General features: G+C 48.7%; 25 protein-coding genes, 1 tRNA gene and 3 pseudogenes. 18 read left to right on the forward strand and 11 right to left on the reverse strand.

All coding sequences use genetic code 11. The annotated features are described in order from the left end of the window. Window positions 1–17: 17 nt before the first annotated feature. From HRE53_RS01345 to HRE53_RS01360, 4 genes are all read right to left on the reverse strand, one after another. On the reverse strand, window positions 18–521 hold the full coding sequence (locus HRE53_RS01345; RefSeq protein WP_235108788.1) for a hypothetical protein: 504 nt from the start codon (window positions 519–521) through the stop codon (window positions 18–20). A 77-nt stretch (window positions 522–598) separates the two neighbouring features. Continuing rightward, the gene (locus tag HRE53_RS01350; protein ID WP_235108789.1) at window positions 599–2,239 is read right to left on the reverse strand and encodes a 2-isopropylmalate synthase; all 1,641 of its coding nucleotides are present in this window, start codon (window positions 2,237–2,239) and stop codon (window positions 599–601) included. 118 nt (window positions 2,240–2,357) lie between these two features. Continuing rightward, a complete protein-coding gene (locus tag HRE53_RS01355; RefSeq protein WP_212661883.1) occupies window positions 2,358–2,876 on the reverse strand; it encodes an NYN domain-containing protein in 519 nt (172 codons plus the stop codon). Between the two features lie 370 nt (window positions 2,877–3,246). Next, the gene (locus HRE53_RS01360) at window positions 3,247–3,756 is read right to left on the reverse strand and encodes a hypothetical protein (protein WP_212661884.1); all 510 of its coding nucleotides are present in this window, start codon (window positions 3,754–3,756) and stop codon (window positions 3,247–3,249) included. 66 nt (window positions 3,757–3,822) lie between these two features. Between HRE53_RS01360 and HRE53_RS01365 the strand changes: the two genes are divergently transcribed. After that, a complete protein-coding gene (locus HRE53_RS01365; RefSeq protein WP_235108790.1) occupies window positions 3,823–5,811 on the forward strand; it encodes a CHASE2 domain-containing protein in 1,989 nt (662 codons plus the stop codon). A 109-nt stretch (window positions 5,812–5,920) separates the two neighbouring features. Next, entirely contained in the window at window positions 5,921–6,631 is a 711-nt protein-coding gene (locus HRE53_RS01370) for a GUN4 domain-containing protein (RefSeq protein ID WP_235108791.1), read from the forward strand. A gap of 8 nt (window positions 6,632–6,639) precedes the next feature. Here the strand turns inward: HRE53_RS01370 and HRE53_RS01375 are convergent, their stop codons facing one another. The 3 genes from HRE53_RS01375 to HRE53_RS01385 are packed head-to-tail and all read right to left on the reverse strand — an operon-like array spanning window position 6,640 to window position 9,353. Then, on the reverse strand, window positions 6,640–7,770 hold the full coding sequence (locus HRE53_RS01375) for a retropepsin-like aspartic protease (RefSeq protein WP_235108792.1): 1,131 nt from the start codon (window positions 7,768–7,770) through the stop codon (window positions 6,640–6,642). A gap of 15 nt (window positions 7,771–7,785) precedes the next feature. Beyond that, a complete protein-coding gene (locus tag HRE53_RS01380; protein ID WP_235108793.1) occupies window positions 7,786–8,589 on the reverse strand; it encodes a class I SAM-dependent methyltransferase in 804 nt (267 codons plus the stop codon). Next, window positions 8,586–9,353, reverse strand: coding sequence for a peroxiredoxin-like family protein (locus tag HRE53_RS01385; RefSeq protein ID WP_235108794.1), 768 nt, complete (start codon window positions 9,351–9,353; stop codon window positions 8,586–8,588). Before HRE53_RS01385 ends, HRE53_RS01380 begins: the two co-directional genes overlap by 4 nt. Before the next feature lie 436 nt (window positions 9,354–9,789). Between HRE53_RS01385 and HRE53_RS01390 the strand changes: the two genes are divergently transcribed. From HRE53_RS01390 to HRE53_RS01415, 6 genes are all read left to right on the forward strand, one after another. Further along, the gene (locus tag HRE53_RS01390; RefSeq protein WP_235108795.1) at window positions 9,790–10,506 is read left to right on the forward strand and encodes a tetratricopeptide repeat protein; all 717 of its coding nucleotides are present in this window, start codon (window positions 9,790–9,792) and stop codon (window positions 10,504–10,506) included. 154 nt (window positions 10,507–10,660) lie between these two features. Next, entirely contained in the window at window positions 10,661–12,058 is a 1,398-nt protein-coding gene (locus HRE53_RS01395) for a deoxyribodipyrimidine photo-lyase (RefSeq protein ID WP_235108796.1), read from the forward strand. 107 nt (window positions 12,059–12,165) lie between these two features. Continuing rightward, a complete protein-coding gene (locus HRE53_RS01400; protein WP_235108797.1) occupies window positions 12,166–13,149 on the forward strand; it encodes an alpha-ketoacid dehydrogenase subunit beta in 984 nt (327 codons plus the stop codon). 39 nt (window positions 13,150–13,188) lie between these two features. Further along, complete coding sequence (secD, locus tag HRE53_RS01405) at window positions 13,189–14,616, forward strand: protein translocase subunit SecD (protein WP_235108798.1); 1,428 nt, start codon at window positions 13,189–13,191, stop codon at window positions 14,614–14,616. After that, window positions 14,613–15,575 carry a protein translocase subunit SecF gene (gene secF, locus HRE53_RS01410; protein ID WP_235108799.1) on the forward strand — a complete coding sequence of 321 codons (963 nt, stop codon included), beginning with the start codon at window positions 14,613–14,615 and terminating at the stop codon, window positions 15,573–15,575. The genes secD and secF overlap by 4 nt, the downstream gene beginning before the upstream one ends. Before the next feature lie 4 nt (window positions 15,576–15,579). Then, window positions 15,580–16,047 (forward strand): hypothetical protein, encoded by a 468-nt coding sequence (locus HRE53_RS01415; protein WP_212661894.1) that lies wholly within the window; start codon window positions 15,580–15,582, stop codon window positions 16,045–16,047. Here the strand turns inward: HRE53_RS01415 and HRE53_RS01420 are convergent. Beyond that, entirely contained in the window at window positions 15,976–17,505 is a 1,530-nt protein-coding gene (locus HRE53_RS01420; RefSeq protein ID WP_235108800.1) for a site-2 protease family protein, read from the reverse strand. The two genes, HRE53_RS01415 and HRE53_RS01420, sit on opposite strands and share 72 nt — an antisense overlap. A 42-nt stretch (window positions 17,506–17,547) precedes the next feature. Between HRE53_RS01420 and HRE53_RS01425 the strand changes: the two genes are divergently transcribed. Continuing rightward, on the forward strand, window positions 17,548–18,207 hold the full coding sequence (locus HRE53_RS01425; RefSeq protein WP_235108801.1) for an MBL fold metallo-hydrolase: 660 nt from the start codon (window positions 17,548–17,550) through the stop codon (window positions 18,205–18,207). On the opposite strand, the gene HRE53_RS01430 is transcribed toward HRE53_RS01425, so the two are convergent. Then, window positions 18,204–18,413, reverse strand: coding sequence for a hypothetical protein (locus HRE53_RS01430; protein ID WP_235108802.1), 210 nt, complete (start codon window positions 18,411–18,413; stop codon window positions 18,204–18,206). The two genes, HRE53_RS01425 and HRE53_RS01430, sit on opposite strands and share 4 nt — an antisense overlap. Window positions 18,414–18,649: 236 nt before the next feature. Between HRE53_RS01430 and HRE53_RS01435 the strand changes: the two genes are divergently transcribed. Beyond that, window positions 18,650–19,120 carry a protein tyrosine phosphatase family protein gene (locus HRE53_RS01435; RefSeq protein ID WP_235108803.1) on the forward strand — a complete coding sequence of 157 codons (471 nt, stop codon included), beginning with the start codon at window positions 18,650–18,652 and terminating at the stop codon, window positions 19,118–19,120. 123 nt (window positions 19,121–19,243) lie between these two features. Then, window positions 19,244–19,315: transfer RNA gene (locus HRE53_RS01440), tRNA-Gly, on the forward strand. Window positions 19,316–19,336: 21 nt separating this feature from the next. Here HRE53_RS01440 and HRE53_RS01445 read toward each other — a convergent pair. Beyond that, a complete protein-coding gene (locus HRE53_RS01445) occupies window positions 19,337–19,780 on the reverse strand; it encodes a type II toxin-antitoxin system VapC family toxin (RefSeq protein WP_255801106.1) in 444 nt (147 codons plus the stop codon). Then, window positions 19,777–20,016 (reverse strand): FitA-like ribbon-helix-helix domain-containing protein, encoded by a 240-nt coding sequence (locus HRE53_RS01450; protein WP_235108805.1) that lies wholly within the window; start codon window positions 20,014–20,016, stop codon window positions 19,777–19,779. The genes HRE53_RS01445 and HRE53_RS01450 overlap by 4 nt, the downstream gene beginning before the upstream one ends. 319 nt (window positions 20,017–20,335) lie before the next feature. On the opposite strand from HRE53_RS01450, the pseudogene HRE53_RS01455 reads away from it, so the two are divergent. From HRE53_RS01455 to HRE53_RS01490, 7 genes and pseudogenes are all read left to right on the forward strand, one after another. Next, window positions 20,336–21,893 (forward strand): annotated as a pseudogene (locus HRE53_RS01455) (N-6 DNA methylase). 169 nt (window positions 21,894–22,062) lie between these two features. Beyond that, window positions 22,063–22,625 (forward strand): annotated as a pseudogene (locus tag HRE53_RS01465) (Uma2 family endonuclease). Window positions 22,626–22,700: 75 nt separating this feature from the next. Further along, complete coding sequence (locus tag HRE53_RS01470; RefSeq protein WP_235108808.1) at window positions 22,701–23,141, forward strand: GIY-YIG nuclease family protein; 441 nt, start codon at window positions 22,701–22,703, stop codon at window positions 23,139–23,141. Next, on the forward strand, window positions 23,134–23,286 hold the full coding sequence (locus HRE53_RS01475; protein WP_235108809.1) for a hypothetical protein: 153 nt from the start codon (window positions 23,134–23,136) through the stop codon (window positions 23,284–23,286). Before HRE53_RS01470 ends, HRE53_RS01475 begins: the two co-directional genes overlap by 8 nt. 114 nt (window positions 23,287–23,400) lie before the next feature. After that, window positions 23,401–23,997, forward strand: a complete 597-nt coding sequence (locus tag HRE53_RS01480) for a restriction endonuclease subunit S (RefSeq protein ID WP_235111018.1) — start codon at window positions 23,401–23,403, stop codon at window positions 23,995–23,997. Further along, a pseudogene (locus HRE53_RS01485) lies at window positions 23,913–25,110 on the forward strand (IS256 family transposase). The gene HRE53_RS01480 and the pseudogene HRE53_RS01485 overlap by 85 nt, the downstream one beginning before the upstream one ends. Continuing rightward, window positions 25,107–25,484 carry a type I restriction-modification enzyme R subunit C-terminal domain-containing protein gene (locus HRE53_RS01490; protein ID WP_235108810.1) on the forward strand — a complete coding sequence of 126 codons (378 nt, stop codon included), beginning with the start codon at window positions 25,107–25,109 and terminating at the stop codon, window positions 25,482–25,484. The pseudogene HRE53_RS01485 and the gene HRE53_RS01490 overlap by 4 nt, the downstream one beginning before the upstream one ends. The last annotated feature ends 165 nt before the right edge of the window (window positions 25,485–25,649 follow it).

Consider the following 25,649-nt stretch of genomic DNA (forward strand, 5'->3'; position numbering starts at 1 on the left):
GGCGTATTATCAGCCCATTAGTCAGGCTTAGATTTTCGTCCATCTCGATCTTTGAGGATAATAGCACCTGCCCTGGCACCTGCTCGTGATGCTGGCAATGCTAACGATCGTTTTTGCTTTTGGGCACCCAATGCATCACCTAACGCACTAATCAGGTTTTGCTTCGTCTTTTCATGGCTTTGCTTTTCTTGCTCCAACGCTTGTAACAGCTGATCCCGTTCGGCCATCAAATCAGCTATTTGATTACGCAAATGCGTACTAGATTTCCCCTTAGACTCCCCTGGTGAAGGCATCAGCATAGGTGCACCGCCTGAAAACTGGCACAAACGCTGAACCTCAGCTCTCAAGCTTTGGATCGTTTGCTCTGCCACTTCCGATTCTTTTTGGCGCTGCTGTGCTTCGACTTCATATAGACGACGCCAGCGCTTTGCACTTGCCTGAGCCTGATCTCGCTCATGCATAAGGGCATCTAACGATCGAGGAGGCTCAGGACTAAAAGGGATAGGTTGATCAGAGGTCATGAACTTAAATAGGAACAGCTTTTCAGTTCAGCAATATCTGCTGAGCTACCATTGCACAATGGCAATGGTTCACTGCCTTAAGCATGGACCGTTTGCTCTACCAAAAGATCAGTTTCCTGATTTTGAGTTTTATTTTGCTGGTGAGTTGAGTCATGTAAGCGATTCAACGCATTGAGATAAGCCTGAGCAGATGCCACAATAATGTCTGTATTAGCAGAATATCCGGCATAAATCTTGCCATCCTGCTCTAGTCGGATGGTGACTTCACCAATCGCATCAATTCCAGCCGTAACAGACTGGACAGAAAACTCAATTAATCGATTCGGGACCTTGACGACTCGATTAATGGCTTGATAAACCGCATCCACAGGGCCAGTCCCCACCGCGGCATCTGTCAGCTCTTGATTGTCAGGCGTACAGATGGTTACGGTGGCCGTGGGACAAGCATGATCCCCACAGGAGACTTGCACTAGTTCTAGACGGAAGCCCCCAACCACCTGGGACTGGGTTTCATCCTTAACAATGGCCTCGATATCGCGGTCAGAAATTTCTTTCTTTTTATCCGCTAACTCCTTAAAGCGAATGAAGGCTTTATTCAGATCCTGTTCGGATAGCTCCATACCCAATTCCTGGAGGCGAGTACGGAAGGCATTACGGCCAGAATGCTTACCCAAAACAATTTGGTTATCCCCTAGGCCAATGGATTGGGCATCCATAATTTCATAGGTGAGTTTGTGCTTAAGCACACCGTCTTGGTGAATCCCCGATTCATGGGCAAAGGCATTAGTTCCCACAATCGCCTTATTGGGTTGAATCAGCATTCCAGTCAGATTAGAGACCAAGCGGGAAGTTTTATGAATTTGTTGGGTATCGATATTGGTAAGGGAGGCTTCAGACTCGGGAGGGCGTCCGAGGAAAGGGTTGTAGTACTGGCGGCGCACATGCATGGCCATTACTAACTCTTCAAGCGCAGCATTCCCGGCCCGTTCACCGATGCCATTGATGGTGCATTCTAACTGGCGAGCTCCATTTTTGACGGCTTCCAGGAAGTTAGCAACGGCTAAGCCTAAATCATTATGGCCGTGAACGGAAATAACGGCTTGATCAATGTTAGGAACATTTTCCTTAATTCCGCGAATTAGAGCCCCAAATTCTTGAGGGGTTGTGTAGCCAACGGTATCCGGGATGTTGACAGTGGTAGCACCGGCTGCGATCGCACCTTCCAATACCTGATATAAATACTCGGGATCGGAGCGCACCGCATCTTCTGGAGAGAACTCCACATCGTCCGTAAAGGATTTAGCCAAAGCCACCATTTCTTGGGCAATGGCCAACACTTCGGGGCGGGTTTTCTTGAGTTTATATTCCAGATGAATATCTGACGTGGCAATAAACGTATGGATGCGATGATGGAAAGCAGGTTTCAGGGCTTCTGCTGCTGTTTTAATATCATGTTTAGTGGCTCTGGCTAGACCACAAATAATCGGGCCATTTTCAGTGCCGATCTCTGCAGCCACCTGCTGAACCGCCTCAAAATCGCCTGAGCTGGCAAAGGGAAAACCCGCTTCGATAATGTCAACGCCCAACCTTGCCAACTGCCGTGCAATCGTCAATTTTTCATCGATATGCAGGGTAGCCCCTGGAGACTGTTCACCGTCTCTAAGGGTGGTATCAAAGATGAGAATGCGATCGACCTGTTGGGGTTGAAATTTGATCATGGTTTTATCCAGTACCCATGTTTAGGTAGAAAAAGAAAAAGACACTATCTAAAAATTAGATGTCCCTATTCTAGAGTACTGAATCTCAAATTTGCTGGCAAAAGGCCGTTCAGCAGAATCAGGGTTCGATTTTTTCGACGCGATCGCGAATTTTGTTGAGGTCAATATACCGATCCGTTGCATTCCGAAGTTCCCGGGCAATCATGCCTTCTGTCGACACAACGGTTATATGGGTATTCTTAGAGCGCAATAATTCAATTGCACGCTCAAAATCACCATCTCCACTTAATAAAATAACCTGGTCATACTGCTCCGCTGTATTAAACATATCGATGACAATTTCGATATCTAAATTAGCTTTTTGGGAGTAGCGGCCGGATGAATCATCGTAATATTCTTTCAGGATTTTGGTGCGGACGGTATAGCCTAAACTGATGAGGGCATCCCTAAACCCTCTTTGGTCTTGAGGATCTTTTAAACCGGTATACCAAAACGCATTAATTAAGCGAACATCAGTGGGTTCAGTAAAATAACTTAGAATTCGACGGGGATCAAAAAACCAGCCATTCTTCTGCTGGGCATAAAACATATTATTTCCATCCACAAAGATGGAGGTCCGATTGACCAATCTATGCATACAACTTTTCTATAATTTTCAATAAGGAATAAATGCTATATCAGTACTGTATAAATAGATATAATTTTTAGCCTTTTGGCATTTTAGCAAAAAAAAACTATAAAAGACATTGCAGAATAGTTTTTTAAGTCCCATTTCTGGGTACATCAAGATACCGATAATTTTGTTTGACCCAGAGGTTCAAAATATAAGTGCAGAGTATCGAAACAGCACAGCACCAAATCTAAAGGAAAATTCCTTCAGCCCCCTCAAGCCCAAGAGAATATTCAGTTACTTCTGGAAACCCTTCCAACAAGCAGGCTAGCCTTTCCCCATCCAAGGCCATGATTATAAGACCCAAACTGTTGTGATTTATGCTGTCGTTTGTAGTTTAATCTGGTCGCTCATAATAGGCAACATTATCAATATTGAGGGTTCTGAAGACGCGGTTTGCCTGGCGCATTTTTAAATCTTCTGCATCCCGGACAACAATAAGAAAGGTTCCTGCTTCAATTTGCTCCGCATAGGGAACAGGTTTATCCAACAGCAAAGATAAACCGCCCCCTGTGATATATCCCCCTAATGCACCAGAAGCAGCCCCTAAAAGTCCTCCTATCACTGCATTCCCGACAAATCCCAAGCTAGGTAGAACATCCACCCGGACTGCCTGGTAGAAAATAATTCCTCCTACAAATCCTAGGGGCAGCAAAAAGATCATCATGCGCTGCATTTGTCGTTTGGTAATCAGGGCAGGATCAAAGTCTTTACAGTCTTCTCCCGTCTTGTAGCCTTTGCCAAACAGATTAAGATTGGGTTCCGACAATCCGATCTCTTGCAAGGCTAAATGGACTTCTTCTGCTTGGATGCGATCGCTTAAGGTTGCGATCAAATAGTCGGCCATATCAATATCATCTGGACTATCGCTCTACACTATACTCATACCGCAACCCCATGATTTTTTGGTATCTTGGCTCAGTTTTTCCATCAACTCCGATCCCGTTGGCCTAACCTGGCCATCGCTCTCCTTGCCGGACTCGTGGTGAGCGGTGGCGTTCTAGGTATTCGGCAAGTCACCCGCTGGCAAATCGGTTTCCTGCGGGTTGCAGGGCTCCAGTCCCTGGAACTGTCCGCTTATGATCACTTTGTGCAAGCCCAACCCGATTTGGGTAAAGATTCAAGACTCCTAGTGGTCGGAATCACCGAAGCGGATATTCAAGCCATGGGACAGTGGCCCATTCCTGACAGCGTGCTAGCTGATGCCTTCAAAAAACTACAAACCCATCAGCCCCGAGTCATTGGTCTAGATATTTGGCGTAATCTGCCTATTCCCAATCTCAAAGAACCGACCCAAACCAACGGCCATGCCCAACTCGTTCAACAGATGAAGGAATCTGACCGGGTGGTTGTGATTACTAAACTCGGCTCTGAACATGAGGCCACCATCCCTCCCCCCACTGGAGTACCAGAAACACAGGTGGGATTCAACGATACCGTCGTTGATTCTGGCGGAGTTGTTCGTCGTAATTTGCTGTATCAAGAGGATTACTTTCCGTCCTTTGCCCTGAGAATGGCCCTCCGCTACCTCAAGGATGAGGGCAAAGAAGACAAGCCCAGCGAAGTCGACCCCAATGTGCTGCAAATTGGTCCCACTGTATTTTGGCCTTTGCAAAGTAACGATGGCTCTTATATCAATGCGGATACTCGGGGCTATCAAATTTTGATCAACTATCGATCTGCCCACGAGAGTGTGGAGCAGGTCAGTCTGTCCGAGGTGTTAGCAGGCCAGGTTAATCCCAACCTGATTAAAGACCGCATCATCCTCATGGGTACGACTGCCGAAAGCGGCAAAGATCTGTTCCATACCCCCTATAGTTCTAGCCTGGACGATCGGCAGACGATGCCCGGTGTGGTTATCCATGCCCAAATGGTTAGTCAATTCCTAGATGCGGCAGACGGCACCCGCAACCTGATTTCCGTCTGGCCGGAACCGGGGGAAATGATATGGATTTTGGGTTGGGCGCTGATCGGGAGCCTGCTGGCCTGGGGTGTTCGCCATCCGATGGGGTTAGTGCTGGGCAGTGGCATGGCTCTAATCGTGCTGTATAGCGTCTGTAGAATATTATTTTCTCAGCAAATTTGGATTCCTTTGGTCCCTCCCTTTCTCGCATTTGTCGGCGCTACGGGCATTGTGGTGATTTACAACGCCCAGCAAGCTCAGCGGCAACAGAAGATGGTGATGAAACTGTTGGGGCAAAGTACCTCCCCCGAAATTGCCGAAACCCTCTGGCAACGACGAGATGAACTTTTAGAGGATGGCAAGCTTACAGGCCAGAGAATAACCGCGACCCTGTTGTTTACGGATTTAAAGGGGTTCAGCACGATTTCGGAAAAGATGTCGCCGGAACAGCTTCTGGAGTGGCTCAATGAATATTTAGAAGCTATGACCCAGAGTGTACAAGCCCATCATGGGGTGATTAATAAATTTACGGGGGATGGGGTGATGGCCGTTTTTGGTGCCCCCATTGCCAATGAAGAACAGGCTGCGATCGCAAGGGATACTCAAAATGCGGTGGCCTGTGCTTTAGATATGGGCAAACGCCTTGACGCACTCAATCCCCAATGGCAAAAAAGCGGGCTACCCGCGGTTCAGATGCGGGCCGGTATCTTCACTGGGTCCGTGGTGGTGGGGAGTCTAGGCAGTAAAACTCGCTTGGAGTATGGCGTGATCGGCGATAGTGTCAATACCGCCTCCCGATTGGAAAGTTTTGACAAGCAACGGCAAAGCTCTTCTTGTCGGGTATTGATTGCTAAAGAAACTCTTGAGTACTTAGACAACCAATTTGAAGTCGAGAACTGGGGAACCTTAGCCCTGAAAGGAAAAGTTGAACGGGTGGACGTTTACCGAGTAATCTCTGCACTCCAGTCCCTCACGACCGACGGGGATTCTGAAGCATAACCATTCAGCGGATGGTTATGCCTGAAGAGAAAAGAACAAAAGGATTTTCCTCGTCAGACTCCCCCAGGGTTTGATAGCTTAAGATACAGGATAAATTCGCTACAACTTTATGGACGCATCTGCTCAATCGCACCCGCCTGATATTGCTGAGTTGGAGTCTCAACTCAACACTGGCTCAGAAAAGATACAGCTCCAGGTGATGCCAGATATTCTGGCTCAGGGGGAAGCAGGTTATGCCATCTTGCAGAACTTTTTACTCTCTCGCCAGCAGGACACTTCTACTTTTATTGATGGCCGCTGTTATGAGCTGCTGTTAGGGACAGAGGTACCAGCAGTCCAGAGCTTTTTGCAGGAGCATTTTGATGCTGGTGTGGTCCCCCTACGCTCTGAGCAAAATATTGACTACTTACCTCTCCAGCGTTCACTGGCTAAGCAATCCTTTCAAGCCGCCGACAACTTAACGTTAAGTAAGCTCTGTGAGCTATCAGGGCCAGCAGCCACCAAACGGAAATGGATATATTTCACTGAAGTTGAGCAATATCCCATTCCTGACCTACAAACCATTAACCAGCTGTGGTTAGTCCATTCGGAAGGGAAATTCGGCTATAGTGTTCAACGGCAGCTATGGCTCAGTGTTGGCCGCAATTGGGATGTACTCTGGCCCAAGATCAACTGGCGTTCGGGGCGAAATTGGACGCGTTGGCCTGATGAATTCACCTGGGACCTGAGTGCTCCTAAAGGACATCTACCTTTGTCTAACCAATTGCGGGGAGTTCAGGTTATCAATGCTTTGCTGTCTCATCCAGCTTGGACCCGCTAGACCTAAAATTACGGCATCAGGGGGGAAAGTTTTAATGTCCCTTGTTCAACCATGCCTAAGGCATTCTGAGAGCCAAAGCGCCAATGCTGTTGGTATTGATTGAGGAAATTTTGACCAATGAGACCATCTACCTGCATCCGTGCGATTAATGGACTGGCAATAATTAAGGCATCGAGCTGTGTCGTTTGATGCGGGCCGATCTGAATCGAGTCAAGCTGCGTAGGCTGGGCTGCCTCTGTCCCCAGCAATCCTTGTAATTGAACCGGTTTAGCGCTGGGAGAGAGGGCCAATTGGGCCGCTAGTTTAGGAGAGAGAATCGTTTGGGTCGCCCCGGTATCCAAGGCAAAGGTAAAGGGACCTTGACCGTTAATTAACACCTGAACCGTCAGCCAGCCCCCCTTGCCTATTAAGGGGATGCCCTCTTTTTGGGAAGTCGGTGGGAGCAATTGGATCTGACGATGCCTAGGGTCAATAACCATATCAAACTGACTGAGAAAATCTAGCCCGAGGATTCCAGATAGATTGTGGAGCATGGCCTGTTTCGCCATACCCAAGGGATGAATCTGCTGAACCGAGGCATCCTTAATACTCAAGGTTAAGGCTGGGTAGATACCCACCTGAGTTTTTTTACCATTTCCAAATGCTAAGCCTTGGGTCAAATTGGGTGGATAGTCTTGCAGTGGCAACCCCAGTTGTTTCCCCAAGATTGTGTTGATGATGGTATGGGTTGCACCTGTATCCAGCAAAAACTGCCCAGTGTATCCCTTCAGTTTGACCGGGAGGCTGAAGCAGTTGCTTCTGGGTATGGCCTGCAACGCTAAAGTCGTTTGGCCCTGGCGTTGCCGTTGAGGAATGGCAATGCCCATAGCCTCGAAAAGTACCAATAAGCGCTGAGACGCATCTGAGCGTCGATTGCCCTTAGCATCCAGCAGAATCAGCTGAGTGATGCAGGTTTGATAACGTTGGGTAGATTGTGGTGCAGTAGGGGCACGACCCACGCAGTTTTGAACCTGTTGTTGTAATTGCTTACCCAGCTGAGACGTTCCAGACTCTTGAGAGACAGCAACAAACCGAGGGCTCCCCAACAGGACACCCAATCCAATCAGAAAGAAGAGAATATGCTGTTTTAGACTCGCCACTTGCGTTTGCCTCAGTTAATTTTTTCGGGCCTGGGCCCGATAGACAATGGTTGTCATTGCCCCGTCAGGGTGCTCGGGAATAGCCTGTAAATGGGCCAGTCCTTTTAGCAGCCGTTGCTCATCCAGATTAAGCTGCACCATCTGAGGAATCATCGGTTCTAAAAACCCCAAGCAATACTCAACATGCTGCTCCAGGGCTTGATCAGGCATACCTTGAAAAACATGAAATCCGACGGGCTGGTTTTGCACCTCAGAAAATCCAGCTTGAACCAGCAGAGATCCGAGTTGACGCCCAACGAGAGGATTACCCGTTCGAGAAAAAAGCTGGCATTGGGCTTGGGCAAGATAGTCATAATCCTCGGATAGAGGATAGACCACATGACTGGTGTAATCAGTCTCTATAAGAGTGATAGTGCCGCCCGCTTGCAGTACCCGTTGGGCTTCTAGAAGAACGGGCCTAGGCTCAACCATATGTTCCAGTAACCACATGATGTAGACATGGTTGAAGTGGTTGTCGGACCAAGGTAAATTCTCTGCTTCACCCACTTGCAGATCAACAGGAATGTTAACCGAGGCCAAGTATTGTCGAGCCTGGTGGATTTGGTTCGATTCTCGGTCTAGGCCAGCCACTTCTATGCCGGGGAATTGACTGGCCAATACGCCCAAGGTTGTACCGACGGCACAGCCAATTTCTAACACTCGATCGCCGGGTTGATAGTCTAAGCCTGGGCAAATCAAACGATCTTGCCAATACTGGGACTGTTTTAGCAGCCGCTGCTGCTCAGCGGCAGAATAACCATGAATATAATTTGATGTCACGTCAGCAGAAAAGACAGGGGATTGCTCATATTAGCTGAGAATCCTAGTATGCCGCGATCGCGATGTTCATACACCTGTTTACCCTGCTGATCAAACAGAAACGTGCCTCCCCGTTGAGTGATGTAGGTGGCATCAGGAACATAGGTTTGCCAATGGTTCAAGACTTCAGCCATATTGCGTAAGCGCAGGGTTGCTAACTCAAAGGGGCGCTGAAACCCTTTGCCTCCGGCGCGATTGAATAAAGCACCGTTCACGGGTGGGAGGGGAAATGCTTTGACTTCTTCATCCTCAGCAATGAGTTGCGGGGCATTGCAATCGCCCCGATAGCCTCGAAACACTTCCGCCAATGTTCCAGGGCTGCCAATCCCTGCACACATGAGTAGCAAATTTAGGTATGAATTCTGAATCGGGGAGAAAAACGGCACCTTCCAGGTCAAGCCTGGGTACAGGTCAAGCTGTTGATGGAGCTGGCCCGTGGCATCGATGAACAAATGCTCTGCTGGAAATCCAGTGAAGTCACAAAATTTCTGTCCTGAGTTGCGATCTCCAATACCCACCGCTCGAATTTGCACGCCTTTGGCTTGAATCTGTTCGGCCTGTCGCTGCAACCACCAGGCATATTCCAAACTGTCAAAATCTCCTAGCTGTGGCCAGACTAGAACCAGGGTTAAGGTTGCCTGCTCACAACCTGTTAAGAGAGGCACCTCTGCACCATCACTGACTCGTAGGGATTGCGTTTGTTTAAAAATGGCGTAGGTATTCATCTCACCTGCTTATGGTCACTCCTTCTTGATCATGAAGTGACTTTCCTATTTTTTCACACCCCATCTCCAACATAATAACTGCGGCAACCATGAGACGACTGAAGGTTGAAACACTGGGATAAGTGGAAGTGCAATTTATATTGCACCTATTAAATGACTTCACACCTATTAATTATCCACACCACTTTAGGAAAAGAGAGGGGTCCCAATCACGCAAATCGTTTTATTTAATACACCTGCCAATCTTCTAGACTCTGAAAGATAGAGAACTCTCGCCACTGCAAACTAAAAACTCTCAGCCTCGACTTCGTATCTTAGATAGCCTAACTGAAGTATCGATTGCTTCCACCTAGATGAGTCCAACAATGTTCTGCAGGTACAAGCCATGCTTAGGGAATCCTTGATAATCTAGCCATCGACTTTTGATCCGTAGGTTATGACCGATTCCTCCATTAACTCAATAGAAGTCGCCAAAGACCTCAACCAGCAAGCAACTAACTACTGCAAGCAAGAACAGTATGACAAAGCAGAACCTCTACTGAAGCAGGCTCTTGCCATATATCAAGATCAATTTGGTAATGAACATCTAGATGTTGCTGATACGCTCGATTTTCTGGCACATCTCTATCACTTCTTAGATCGATATGAAGAGAGGGAATCCCTCCTTACCCAAGCTTTGAAAATACGAAAAAAGTTGTTGGGTAGTGAACACCCAGATATTGCTGATTCTCTCTCTAGCCTGGGATCGCTCTACGTAAGTCAAAGAAGGTTTAAGAAAGCAGAACCCCTTTTGACGCAAGCTCTTGCCATATACCAAGAGCAATTTGGCAGTGAATATCCAGATATTCTTATGGGTCCCGTTAACGGCTTAGCCTTAATTTACTGTCAGCAAGAACGGTATGTGGAAGCAGCTCCCCTTCTGACACAAATTCTGGAAATGAGCCAAAGGCTATTTGGCAATGAACATCCAGAGGTCGCGACTAGTCTTCGAAAACTAGCCTTTCTCCATGAAAGTCAAAAACAATTTGAGAAAGCCGAGAATCTCTATCTTCAAGCCCTTGAGATGGGGCAAAAGCTTCTGGGAAATGGCCATCCAGAGGTTGTCGCTGTGCAACGACAATTAGACAATTGCCGTCAAAAGATGCTTGCTTAAGGCGAGCTTGCTATATATGACTGCTAAACATTGGGGCATTTAGGTTCTATTGAGTAGCACAAAAGAAAGTTACTTATCGCAAGTTATACCGTCCCCATAGATCTTCTTCTGGAATCTGCGTTATTACAAATAAGGCAGAGCATTGACAGAAGAAATGGCACATTCGCAGATTGAGGACGAACGCATCCAACTCCTAAATAAACAGGACGTGCAGCCTGGTGGCTATGTCTTGTACTGGATGCAGCAGTCTCAGCGAGCCGAATACAACCATGCCTTGGAATATGCCGTTCAACGGGCCAATGATCTCCAACAGCCTGTGGTAGTTTGCTTTGGCCTAATGGCCGATTATCCCGGTTCGAATCTGCGCCATTACACCTTTATGTTGGAAGGCTTGCAGGATACGGAGCAAGCGCTGATTCAACGAGGCATCAAATTTGTGATGCGCTATGGCAATCCAGACCAGATTGCTCTGGAACTAGGGAAAGAAGCCTCGTTGGTGGTGTGCGATCGCGGTTATCTCCGCTTCCAACGCCAGTGGCGAGACAACGTGGCTCAAAGTGCCCCCTGCCAGGTAGTGCAAGTGGAATCTGAAGTCGTGGTTCCCGTGGAAACCGCCTCTGTCAAAGCCAATTATGCTGCCCGCACCATCCGCCCCCGCATCCATCGTCACTTAGATCGTTTTTTAATTCCCTTTGCATCAACCCCAGTTCAACAATCCTCCCTCAATTTAGATCTAAAAAGCTTAGATCTCAGCAATATTGAGGCCGTTCTAGCTCAGCTGCCCCTAGACTGCAGCGTGCCCCCCGTCAGTTCCCTCTTCCAGGGCGGCACCACTCGGGCCAAACAAATCCTAGAGCAATTTCTGCGAAAATCCTTTGCTATCTATACCGATCATCGCAATCAGCCCCAGACCGATGATGTCTCCTATATGAGTCAATATCTGCATTTTGGCCAGATTTCCCCTTTATATTTGGCCCTGCAGATTCAATCTATGGGTAATGTCCCTCGCGATAACGTCGATACTTATATCGAAGAGCTGATTGTGCGGCGGGAGCTGGCCATGAACTTTACCCACTACACCCCCGACTACGATGCTTACAGCTGTCTCCCCAACTGGGCCCAGACAACCCTGGACAACCATCGCCACGATCCTAGAATCCCCTGCTATTCCCTAGAACAGCTCGACGAATCCCGCACCGAAGACCCCTATTGGAATGCCGCTATGGCGGAAATGAAACACACCGGCTATATGCACAACTATATGCGCATGTACTGGGGCAAAAAAATCATCGAATGGACCGCCACTCCAGAGCTAGCCTTCCAAACGGCCTTAGACCTCAATAATAAGTACTTTATTGATGGCCGAGACGCTAATTCCTACACGGGTGTGGCCTGGGTGTTTGGGGTTCATGACCGGGGCTGGCGGGAACGTCCTATCTTTGGCACCGTTCGCTATATGGCGGCTAGCGGCCTTAAACGCAAATGCGATATTGATGGCTATATTAAAAAGGTCAATCAGCGGGTTAAATCCCTCAATCCCACCCTGAAATAACCGATGTAACGGCCTAGGAATCGGCGTAAAATTAGGACTCAAGATTGCCACTAGGGTTGGAGGGCCGTCTTCTGCTAACGTATCCAATAGTGTATCGCTAACGCATTATGGCTGAAGTACTGTTATTTAACGCCCTCCGTGACGCCATCGACGAAGAAATGGCAAAAGACAACACCGTCATGGTCATGGGAGAAGACGTGGGACATTACGGTGGCTCCTACAAAGTCACAAAAGGCTTGTATGACAAGTACGGAGAGCTGCGCGTCCTTGATACACCGATCGCGGAAAATAGCTTTACTGGCATGGCTGTTGGCGCTGCCATAACTGGCCTAAAGCCGATCATTGAAGGGATGAACATGGGCTTTCTGCTGTTAGCCTTCAACCAAATTGCCAATAATGCGGGCATGCTGCGCTATACCTCTGGGGGTAACTTCAAAATTCCCATGGTGATTCGTGGCCCCGGTGGTGTAGGTCGACAACTGGGTGCAGAACATTCCCAGCGACTAGAGGCTTATTTCCAAGCCGTACCCGGTCTCAAAATTGTGGCTTGTTCCACTCCCTACAATGCCAAAGGCTTACTCAAAGCAGCCATCCGTGACCCTAACCCCGTTCTCTTCTTTGAGCATGTGCTGCTCTATAACCTCAAGGAAGAATTACCCGATCAAGAGTACGTCTTACCCCTAGACAAAGCCGAAGTGGTTCGTGCAGGTAAGGATGTAACGATCCTCACCTACTCGCGAATGCGTCACCATGTCGTCCAGGCCGCGAAAACCCTGACGGAGCAAGGCTACGATCCTGAGATTATTGATTTAATTTCTCTCAAGCCCCTCGACTTCGATACCATCGGGGCTTCCATTCGCAAAACCCATCGGGTGATTGTCGTCGAAGAATGTATGCGAACCGGTGGCATTGGTGCGGAAATTATCGCTTCCATTAATGATCGATTCTTTGATGAACTGGATGGCCCTGTCGTGCGGCTCTCCTCTCAAGATATTCCAACGCCTTATAACGGCATGTTAGAAAGCCTGACGATTGTTCAGCCTCCCCAAATTGTCGAGGCCGTTCAGCAGATTACAGCCCTTCAGGTCTAATTTTAGTTTCACTTTTCCGTTTGGAGCAATGTAACACCGGTGCTTAAACAACAACGCTTTCTACTGGCTCTCATTGCCCTATTAGTGGTGGGGGCATTAATCGTCGTCACCCCATTTGGCAAACAGTATGGCCTGGGCAAGATCAATCTGGGGCTAGACCTGAGGGGTGGGTCTCAATTAACGCTGCAGGTCAACCCGACGGAGGAAGTGAAAGACATCACCCCCAACGTCATGGAAGCGGTGCAAACCGTAGTGGCCAATCGCCTTAACCCCGAAGGGGTATCGGAAATCGTCGTCCAAACCGTAGGTAACCAGCAAATTCTCGTCCAGCTTCCTGGGGTTAGCGATCCAAAAGACGCGGAACAATTGCTTAGCCAGGTTGCTCAGCTTGATTTTCGCCGTCCCAACAATGCTATCTTGGCTCAGGTCAATGTCCGTAGCAGTGAGCTGCAGCGGTTATTGCAGAAGCTACCCGAAGCAGAAAAAGCAGGCGATGCCGCAGCTCTCGCGAAGATCCAAGGAGAAGTTCAGGAGAAGCAGAAACAGCTCACTGAGCTACAAGATCAGTTCTTCGTAAAAACGGACTTAACCGGGGAAGACCTCAACGATGCGAGTTATGCCATTTCCCAATCCCAACCGAATAAATGGGATGTCACCCTCCGGTTTGATGTAGATGGCGGCAAAAAATTTGCTGCTTTAACCAAGAGTTTGGCGGGCACCGGACAGCCTCTTGGGATTTTCTTGGATGGGAAGTCTGTTAGCCAAGCCACTGTCAGTGAGCGATTTAAGGCCAATGGCATTACCGGAGGAGCTGCCATTATTACTGGCAACTTTGAACTAGAAGATGCCAAGCTGCTGGCCAACCAGCTTAAAGGCGGATCACTCCCTGTCCCCGTCAAAGTAGAAGAGATTCGGACCGTTGGTGCCACCCTGGGCCAAGACAGTATTCGTCGGAGTGTCTTGGCTGGGATTGGCGGACTGATTCTAGTGCTGATCTTTATGGGGGTGTGGTACCGTCTGCCCGGCTTGATTGCAGACGTGGCCCTTTGTGTTTATGGCCTCTTGACCTTTGCCTGCTATGTTTTGTTTGGCGTCACCCTCACTTTGCCAGGGATTGCAGGTTTTATCCTGAGTATCGGCATGGCAGTGGATGCCAATATCCTCATTTTTGAGCGCACTCGGGAAGAATTGCGGTCTGGGAAGACCCTCTATCGCTCCATCGAATCAGGATTTTATCGCGCCTTCACTAGTATTCTCGATAGCAATGTCACCACCCTCATCGCCTGTGGCGTGCTGTATTGGTTGGGGTCGGGCCTAGTGAGAGGATTTGCCGTCACTTTGGGCATTGGCGTTGCCGTCAGTATGTTTACGGCCATTACCTGCAGCCGCACCCTAATGTTCACGGCCATTAGCATCCCCAGTCTACGAAAAGTTGAACTATTTGATTCTAAGAAGGCGGTCTCATGAAGTTGAATCTGAATCAGCAACGGGGGCTTTGGTGGACAATTTCCGGTGCTTTGATCTTAGCGGGCATTATTTCCATGGCCCTGTCTTGGAATCAATATCAGGCTCCCCTAAAGCCCGGCCTCGATTTTACGGGCGGCACTCGTTTACAGCTAGAGCGAGACTGTAGCCAACCTGACAACTGCAAAACACCTATCCAGATTACAGATATTCGCCAGATCTTAGATGAACAGAAGCTGGCTGAAAGCAGCGTTCAGGTGGTTGGCCAAGATGCTCAAGGGGTGGCGATTCGTACTAAGGATTTAAACCAAGAAGAACGGACGAAACTCACAGAAGCTTTAACCGCTAAGCTAGGCCAGCTGGATGTAGAAAAATCTCAAATTGATACGGTGGGGCCGACGTTAGGGCGTCAATTACTGGCATCGGGACTGTTAGCTCTGTTGGTCTCTTTTGCGGCCATCATCGTTTATGTCAGTGTCCGCTTCCAGTTTGACTATGCCCTGTTTGCCATTGTGGCTTTGTTCCACGATGTCCTGATTACCATGGGCTTTTTCTCTATTCTGGGGTTGACCCGTGGGGTAGAGGTTAACAGCCTATTTATTGTTGGATTGTTGACCATTATTGGTTTCTCAGTGAACGATACGGTGGTCATTTACGACCGCGTTAGAGAAAATCTCAAATATGGTGCCAAGCGCTCGATCAGCGAAACTGTAGATATCGCCGTCAACCAAACCTTAGGACGATCCATCAACACCTCTCTAACCACGGGGTTGCCCTTAATCGGCATCTATATCTTTGGTGGAGAAACCTTAAAAGACTTTGCCCTAACGCTAATCATCGGATTTGCAGCAGGGGCTTATTCCAGTATTTTTATCGCCAGCACCTTGTTGGCCTGGTGGCGTCAACGCAAGGAGCGAGGCAGCTACATGACAGCGACCGATTCCAGCCCAGAAGAAATTTAGCCCTATGAGTCAACCCCCTGGACATTCATCAGCAGACGGTGCTGTTCCAGAGCGGAACTCAGATCCTCAGATTCAGGCTGAAATACAGCGGTTATTCCAACTGACCCTCTATACCCGCTGGCTAGTCGTAGGAGGATTATGGTTGACGGTGGGTAGCCTCAGCCTGTGGAGTTTGCGACAGTCCATTCAACTATGGTTCGAATACTTTACTTGGGCTGCAGTCCGCTATGCCTTTGCCTTTAATCGGTTTGCGGCTATTGGAGTCGGAATCTGCCTAGGAACCACTTTTGCGGTCTTGCTGTGGCAGAGTCGAGTCATCCTCTGGGGCATTCCTGCGCCTGAATATCAACGACTCAGCCAACAGGTGATGCGGATCCGAGTCCAAGGCAGCACCCATCCCCTATGGAATTGGGTTTGTGGCAAAAAGGATATGGGCCACACTATGGGGCAAGGGCAAAATAATCAACACTAGAATACCCAGGGAAATCAGCCCGAGCAGGTCCCGCTTGTTGTCCAGCTCACTGACATCATTCAGGGCTGGCTGATCTACCGTGGGCATAAATAACAAGATAATGGCCCATATAAGCAACGGGGGCTGAATAAAGGCGAGAAACAATACCAGCAGTCGAGCGATCTGGCCGATGATGGCCCCGTTCCGCTGGCCAAACATGGCGTGGACGATATGGCCGCCATCGAGTTGACCAATGGGCATGAGGTTGAGGGCGGTGGCAATGATACCGATCCAACCTGCGATCGCAACGGGATGCAAATCAATTCCTTTATCCAAGGTCAATGCACTTCCCATGGCCAATCTGCTGAACAAGGACAGCAACACCGAAGAGGTAGGATTCATGGCATCAAAGGGCAAGCCTTCAATCTTATCGGGGATAGTCACCACCGCCGAGTGCATCAAGCCCCAAAATAAAACCGGAATCGTCACCAGGAGACCCGCTAAGGGTCCCGCAATCCCCACATCAAACAGCGCCTTGCGATTGGGTACAGGAGAGCGTTGCTGAATAAAGGCTCCCAAGGTGCCGATGGGGAAAAAGCTAATGGGCACCGGGATAAAGTAGGGCAGGGTCGCTTTGATGCGATATCGACGGGCGGCGAAGTAATGGCCTAATTCATGAATCCCCAAGATGGCCATCAAAGCCAAAGCATAGGGTAGCCCCTGAAGGATCAATTGAGGCTGGTCCCTGAGCAGTTGGCGTGTTAGGTCAGGAACACTAAAATTCAATCCAGCCAAAGTGGTTGTCAATAGAGTGGAGAGAAACAGACCCAAGGCTAAGCCAGGACGACTCACAGGGCCACGCCGCTTCTCTTTCTCTTGATTTTGGGGATTGGGAACCAGAATAAAAAAGGGCTTATTCATCGCCCCGTCTTGGAAAACTACAAGAAACCGATCGCCAAACTGGGTTTTGATATTTTCTTGGATGGTTTGATAGGCTGTTTCAGGTTGCGATCTCAACTGGCCCCGACAGATCACCACTTGGGGACGATAGTCCACATTTTGCAAGTAAAAAATGGACCAGGGAAAGCAATTTTGGAGTTGGCTCTCTTCGCCTTTGGTTAATAGATTAGCCGCCGCAATAGGCTTGGGAGGCTCCTCTTCCTTCGTGGGAGCAGCATCAGATGGCTGGCTTTCAGATTCGGCATTCTTGGCGTCTGAGGTTTGAGGGGCAGGCTTGCGTTTATTGGGACGTGCCAAATACAAATACGTAATCAGGGAAAAAACTGTACTGGGAATCCAAAGTCGAGGCGGGGGTTTAACATCCGCCCCATGGACAGCAGCCCAACCGCCCGCCACTAATGCTGGAATCATCAACACTAGCCACAGCAGCCATGTAGGGGTGTTTGTGGTCCGAGAAACACTGTGATGAACGATAAAATACAGGACCAGTCCAAAGATAGAGAGGGAAATCCAAATCATGCAAAAAGGTTATTCTCGGGGACAAAGGCGAAGGGACTTACTGTGAGTAAAGAACCACGACAGGTTTTAGAGTCAGTTTTCGCGTTTCCTCCCAATCGTGAGACGCTGGGGGGCACCGCTTATCTCATTGTAGAAAATGACGGCAATATTCTTGTGGATTGCCCACCCTGGACTGATCATACAAAATTATTTCTGAGAGAGCAGGGGGGAGTAGATTGGTTCATATTTACCCATCGCCAAGGCATTAGCCAACATGTCCGTCAAATCCAAGAAACGTTTACCTGTCAGCTGGTCATCCAAGAGCAGGAAGCTTACTTACTCCCTAATTTGAAGGTCACAACCTTTAGCGATCGAGAAGAAATCACACCTCACTGTCTGCTCATTTGGACACCAGGATTCTCTCCGGGGTCCTCCTGTCTTTATTATCAGGCTTGGGGCGGAGTTTTGTTCACAGGCCGTCATATATTGCCCAATCAACACGGACAACCCTTGCCCTTAAGAACGGCAAAGACCTTTCACTGGCCTCGACAGATAGCCAGCGTCCAATGCCTCCTTGATCAATTTACCCAAGATACGTTGCAATTTATCTGCCCAGGTGCCAATACTGGCTTTTTGCGGGGACAAGGCAGGATTCAAGGCGCCTATAAGGCCCTTAACCAATTAGATATGGAAGGACTCCGTTATGTTGAGGCTGGCCTTTAGTTTGGGGGTGACATGGAAATGGCTGCGTTGAACACGCTGGGGGCCGGAATAACTGCACGATCTAAACATAGAAAGACGATGGCATGACGCTCAAACAAAAATTCGCTGTAGTCAACGAGGTCATCAATGCCGACCAGGTTGAGCACTAGTTCAGCCAATAGCCATAAGGACAAACTCACGAGTAGTTGACGCCAACGAACAGTCATAACCAGTCCTCCTCTAGTGCTGCCCTTAGCCTACGGTGAGGGCCTAGGGCTTGTATTCAGGAGGAACACCGAATTCTAAGCATTTGAGGAATTTGTTATACCTGCAGTCATTTATCTGCAGAAGTAAGTCAGGGTCAGCATTTGTACGGATAGCACCTGGGGCCTGCCACACCTCTAGTGAATCTTGTAGGCTAAATCTATGGAGAACTACGGATTTTCTCCGCAGGAAAGGGCTTATGGCTGATGAAAATCTAGAGCAAATCCAGGCTTTCCTGGCGTTATCCGATCAGGTTGGAACGGCAGGCCAACCCACGACTGCTCAATTTAAGGACATTCAAGCAGCGGGCTATCAGAGCATTGTTAATTTGGCACTGGTCAGTTCGACAGATGCGATTCCAGAAGAAGGAGAGATTGTTTCTCAGCTAGGGATGGAATATGTCCACATTCCGGTGGATTGGGACGTACCGACGTTGGATGATTTAATCCGTTTCTTTGAAGTTATGGATCAGCGCTCCCATACCCAGGTATTTGTGCACTGCGCTAAAAATATGCGGGTCTCGGCGTTTATGTATCTGTATCGAGTTCTGCGACAACGGATGGCACCTGAGGATGCACAACAGGCGTTACTGCAAATCTGGCAACCCATTCCCCATTGGCAAGCATTTATGGATCGTGCGATCGCAGAAGTGAATCCTGCTGAAGCTTAATTCAGTGGTAGAACGTCAGCTTCCCAAGCTGAATACATAGGCAACGTCTCAGTTCACTTCTTGACAAAATCTATAGTTCGATTAAGGAGTCAGAGTTGGATGCTATCTTAATATTCACGTTCTGCGGATGTAGTTCAGTGGTAGAACGTCAGCTTCCCAAGCTGAATGTCGTCGGTTCGAGTCCGATCATCCGCTTTGACACATGCTCATCATTCTCTACCCTACAAAAGGGTTGATGAGGTTTATCGTACACCCTTCAAAATCGCTTATGTTTCGAGTTGCGATGGCCAAAGGCTGGTCGTAGACCATCGCACTACTGTATTGCGTTGCGATCGCAGCAATCATCATATCGAAGGCATCCACATGTAACCCTTGTTGCAAACGGGTATTACACAACTCACCGTAAGCCAAAGCTGCTTTAGGCTCAAAATTCAATAGTCGATCTCTAAAACCCTTATCGACAAACATTTTAAATCTACGGTGCAAATCTTCACGCCTTTTGCCCTCTGGCAAGCGACCCAATCCATAATAAATTTCTGCCAAGGTAATCACCGTAATCGCCAGATCCTTTTGATCTTGATCACGCATCCAGTCCAACACCTGTGAAGACGGAGCTGGCTTCATAAGTTCTGACACCACATTCGTATCGAGAATGATCATTCAAGCTCTAGTTCCCGTGGCAGGACAGCAGGATGGGCCTCTAGCTCAACACCATTGTCTTGGCCAAATAATTGCAGTGCTAAATCAGCAATATTAGGCTCGGATACAGTCTGAGCTAATGCCTGTCGCAGAATGACACGAGCCTCTTCCTCCATGGAGCGATTATTCTGTGCTGCCTGTACACGCAGCTTCGTTTTGACATCTTCATCTAAATTTCGAATAGTGATGCTGGCCATACAGATGACTCCTGACACTTGATATCATTTTAATCAATGATTGCAATGCCACCAACAACAGGTTTCTCCCAACTTTGCTTTGCTCAAACTCTATGGTTTGTAGCTCGTTTGCTTGGAAACTCAAGCTGTGCGATATTTTGTCGATAGTCTCAATATTGGTTGAATGACGCTTCGCCTGTTTAGGGCATTCTGGGTTCTACTCGCCGGATTTTATGAATCTTGGGGAGAATCTTCAGCCGAATGACTGAGATTATTAAAATCTCAGCATTCAGTGTCGAGACATTAAATCAGCTCCATCAGGAAGAATTCAGAAATATTTATGATTACTGGCGAGATTAAATCCAAAGTTGACAAAATTTGGGACACGATGTGGTCGGGGGGGATTTCTAATCCGCTGTCAGTGATTGAGCAGTTGACCTATTTGCTGTTTATCAAGCAGTTAGATGAGCAACACACCCGCAAGGAGAGTAAAGCGAATCGGTCAGGGAAGCCGATTGAGGAACCGATTTTCGCCCCTGACCAGGATCATTTGCGCTGGTCACGGTTTAAGGAAACGGCCCCAGAGCAGATGTTTGAGACTTTGCGAGATGGGGTGTTTCCGTTTATTAAAGGACTTGGCGCTTCGACTCCGCTCAGCAACCGCTCCCTGAGCGGAGTCGAAGGGACGCTCAGGGACCGAGACGAAGAGGATTCTACCTATAGCCACCATATGAAGGATGCGCTGTTTATGATGCCGACGGCGCGGGTGTTGGCGAATGTGGTGGATCAGCTTGACGCTATTGAAATGGCGGATCGGGATACGAAGGGCGATCTGTATGAGTACATGCTGGGCAAGATTGCCAGTGCGGGGCAGAATGGTCAGTTTCGGACGCCGCGCCACATTATCAAGCTGATAGTGGCGTTGACGGCACCAACCCCAAAGGATGTAATTTGTGATCCGGCCTGTGGGACGGCGGGCTTTTTGATTGCGGCATCGGAATATTTGATGGATCACCACAGTGAGGTGATTTATAAGGATGCGGAGTCTCGGCGGCGGTTTAATGAAGAGACGTTTTCCGAGTATGACTTTGATTCGACGATGCTGCGGATTGGCAGTATGAATATGCTGCTGCACGGGGTAGAGAAGCCGGATATTCGCTATAAAGATTCTTTGGCTGAGGCGGATGCAGCGGCGGGCGATGATGAGGAAGCCTATTCCTTAATTCTGGCGAATCCACCCTTTGCGGGGAGTTTGGACTATGAGACGACGGCAAAGGATCTGTTGAAGGTGGTGAAGACCAAGAAAACAGAACTGTTGTTTTTGACCTTGTTTTTGCGGGTGTTGCAGACGGGGGGACGGGCGGCGGTGATTGTGCCGGATGGGGTGTTGTTTGGGTCGTCGAAGGCCCACAAGGCCCTGCGGAAGATGCTGGTGGAAGATCAGAAGCTGGATGGGATTATTTCGATGCCATCGGGGGTGTTTAAGCCCTATGCGGGGGGTGTCGACGGCGATTGTGTTGTTTACGAAGACCAATTCTGGTGGGACGGATCAGGTGTGGTTTTATGACATGCAGGCGGATGGGTTTAGCTTGGATGATAAGCGGACAGAGCAGCCGGATAAGAGTGATTTGCCGGATATTTTGATGCGGTGGCAGGCTCGGGATGCGGAGGTGGAGCGCCAGCGGACGGAGCAGAGCTTTTTGGTGCCGAAGAAAGAGATTGCGGAGAATGATTATGATTTGTCGATTAATCGTTATAAGGAGGTGGTTTATGAGGTGGTGGAGTATGACCCGCCAGGGGTGATTTTGGAACGGTTGGCAGATTTGGAGGAGGAGATTGCTGAAGGGCGAAGGGAGTTGGAGGGGTTATTGGGTTCGGCTTCGCTCACCCAACGGTAGACTTACCTAACGGTAGACTCACCTAACAATAGAGGGTCGGACTGATTTTCCTAAGCGGCCTGCCCTTCGAAAAGGTTCAGGGTGCTGAACCCAATGATGAGTGGTTGAGCGGCGTTAGCTGCTATGACGAATAGGACATAATATAGCTATCTCAGAGGATTCCTGTGCCATGGTCGCTATCTCTAGCCCTCACCGCATGACGGTTGAAGCTTATCTAGAATGGGAACCGTTGCAAGAACTTCGCTATGAGTTTGTTGATGGTGTGGTGTTAGGGATGACGGGGGGACGCTGCCCCATAATGATATTGCGATTAACTTACTGACGGCACTACGGCCTCAGGTGCGGAAAAACGGTTGCCGCATTAATATTGCGGATGCTAAGGTCAGCGTTTCGTCCACCCGATATCGTTATCCTGATTTGGTGGTGAGCTGTGATCAGCGGGATAAGGCTGCTCTGGATGCGATTCGGCATCCCAAATTGGTGATTGAGGTGCTGTCGGCAGGAACTGAGGTCCAAGATCGTGGGGATAAGTTTAGAGAGTTTCGTTCGTTGGCTAGCTTGGAAGAGTATGTGCTGATTAGTTCTACGGAGATCGGTGTTGAAATTTATCGTCGGGGTGAGGGGCGAATGTGGCTGTATACGGCGTATCAAGAGGGAGAGGTGATTCGGCTGGAGAGTGTTGATTTTGAAGGTCCGATAGGGCTGCTTTATGAGGGGGTAAGTATTCCCTGATCGGCTTGTCCTGAAACTTATATCAAAGGAGACATCAGTGGGGAGGTGGGTTCGGCTCCGCTCACCCAGCGATAGGTGATCGAGCGGCGTTTCCTGTATTACCCAATCATTCCCTGCATTACCCGACCGTTCTCTACATTACCCGACCGTTCCCTGAGCGAAGTCGAAGGGAACATGCCGAAGTCGAAGGGAACATGCCGAAGTCGAAGGGAACATGCCGAAGTCGAAGGGAACATGCCGAAGTCAGAAGTCCAACAGAAACTATCTATGCCTTATATGTACATTTTGAAATGCGCTGATGATAGCTATTACACGGGGAGTACGTGGAGCTTGAAGAAACGATTGGCTCAGCATCAATGTGGCGAAGGGGCTAGACATACGGCGAGGCGGTTGCCTGTTGAGTTGGTTTATTTTGAGGAGTTTGCTCGGGTGGAGGATGCTTTTCGGCGGGAGAAGCAGGTGCAGGGTTGGGGTCGGAAGAAGAAGGAGGCTTTGATGGCGGGGGGATGTGAATGAGTTGAAGCGGTTAGCGGAGTGTCAGAATGAGTCGCGTGCTGGCTTCGGCTCCCTTCGACAAGGCTCAGGGCAAGCCGCTCAGCCAGCGGTTGCTAGTGGTGACCGTTCCCTGAGCGAAGTCGAAGGGAACAGTGCCGATGCTTAAGCTAACAGATGACCCATCAGGGGTGATTGTGGAGCGGTTGGCGAAGTTGGAAGAGGAGATTTCTGCCGGGCGGAAGGAATTGGAGAGGATGCTATGAGCATGCTTCTAGTTCCTATGGGTGAAGTGCTTAAAGTGGAAGGCGGATTCGCTTTTAAATCCAAAGACTTTGAAGAGCATGGGTATCCAGTTATCCGAATCTCGAATATTGATGGTGCAACGGTTAACGTTGAAAATACGGCAAAGATACCACCAGAAAAATTAGGAAAAGCAGAAAAGTTTAGGATTCTATCTGATAACATTCTTATTGCTATGTCGGGTGCAACTACTGGGAAACTTGGAATAGTCCCAGATCTAAGTGGCTACCGTGCCTATCTGAACCAGCGAGTTGGCCGTTTCTCACTAAAAGGAAATGCAGCAATTGATAGAAAATATTTGTGGTTCTTTTTAAAGTCTGCGATATGTCAACAGCAGATAAAGATTTTAGCTGAAGGTGCAGCACAACCTAATGTAAGTGGCTCTGAATTGAGACTGATCAGAGTTTTGTGTAAGCGGTCTAGAATCCAAACACACCAGGAGACCGCATCATGTCTAGAAAGAAACAAGTACCCAATCGAGTTGATGAGCTATTGGATGAACTCATTGGAGAGAATCCACAGCCAGAGGATATTCTGGGCGAATCAGGACTGCTCAAACAACTCAGCAAACGCCTAGTGGAACGAGCCTTGGCAGGTGAATTGACTCATCACCTGCATCAATCCTCCGTCGATGAGCGTTCTCATGGCCCTAGAAACAGTCGCAATGGTTACTCGAAAAAGACCGTCCAGACTGAACAAGGAGAGATGGACCTATCGATTCCTCGCGACCGTTGCAGTGAGTTTGAGCCTGTCCTCGTGCCCAAAGGCCAGCGACGTATCGCGGGACTCGACGAGAAAATCATCGCCTTATATGCTCGTGGCATGACCACTCGTGATATTCGAGTCTCAATTGGTGGAGCTGTATGGGGCCAATATCTCTGAGGGTCTGATTAGTGACGTCACCAATAGTGTCATGGAGGAGGTTAAAGACTGGCGCTCAAGACCATTGGATGAGGTGTATCCGATTGTCTATCTCGATGCCCTGTATGTGAACATCAAAGTCAATGGCCAAGTCAGCAAGCGAGCCGTCTATGTCGCGCTAGCGGTAACTGTGGAGGGAAACAAAGAGCTGTTGGGATTATGGATAGGGGCTGCCGAGCGGGAGGGAGCAAAATTCTGGCTTTCAGTGCTCACAGACCTTAAAAACCGAGGCGCTCAGGATATCTTGATTGCTTGCTGTGATGGTCTCAAAGGCTTTCCCCAGGCGATTGAATCGGTCTATCCCGATACTCAAGTTCAAGTTTGTATCGTTCATCTCATTCGCAATAGTTTGCGCCATGTGCCTTGGAAGGAAAGTCGAGCCGTAGCTGCAGACCTCAAGCCCATTTATCAAGCGGCCACTTTGGAGGAATCTGAGGCTGCCTTGGATGCGTTTGCCAACAAATGGGACCAGACGTATCCTGGCATCAGCCAAATCTGGATACGGCATTGGGATAATATTGCTCCGTTGTTTAAGTACCCAATGGCCATCCGAAAGGTTATCTACACCACTAATGCCATTGAGTCGCTCAATCGCTCACTGCGAAAGGTGATTAAGACCAAAGCTGTCTTCCCGAATGAAGAGTCTGTCTACAAATTGATGTTTCTGGCGATGAGGAATATCTCGAAGAGATGGACCAGACCGATTTTGAATTGGAAGGCGGCGCTGTCCCATTTTGCTATTCTGTTCCCAACACGATTCAACTATTGAATACGTTACGGCTTACACAAAAATCTAAACACTCTCCGTTACTCTCCAATTTATTAACGCGCAGTAATACCCCATCCCTAGCTCATTTCATCCGCAGCCTCGTGGGGATGGATCGCAAGACCGCTCAAGCTGCCTTTTCTCATTTTTTAAATGACCGCAGCCTTACACCCCCACAGATCCGCTTTATTGAAATGGTGATCGATCAGCTCACTGCACAAGGCATTGTAGAAGCTTCTGCCCTTTATGAACCACCCTTCAGCAACCTTCATGCAGGCGGTCCCGATGAGTTATTTCAAGGACAGGAGACCACCATAGACGGCATCTTCGAGACCTTAGCGTCAATCCACAGTGGGTTAGTCTCAAAGGCCAGTTGATTTTAATGCAGTCAGGCTTCTCAACATCAATAGCTGCATCAAAATGACAAGAATTTCCGCCCAAAACCTATGGGGTCTTATCGCCAAACCCGCTGTTTCTTCCGCATTTGGGTAAAAGAATAATGACAGCGTTTGCAGGGTCTTGTCCTCTTGTGGTGATCCTTG

Origin of the sequence: Acaryochloris sp. 'Moss Beach', from assembly GCF_021497025.1 — a bacterium.
GTDB classification, from domain to species: domain Bacteria; phylum Cyanobacteriota; class Cyanobacteriia; order Thermosynechococcales; family Thermosynechococcaceae; genus Acaryochloris; species Acaryochloris marina_A.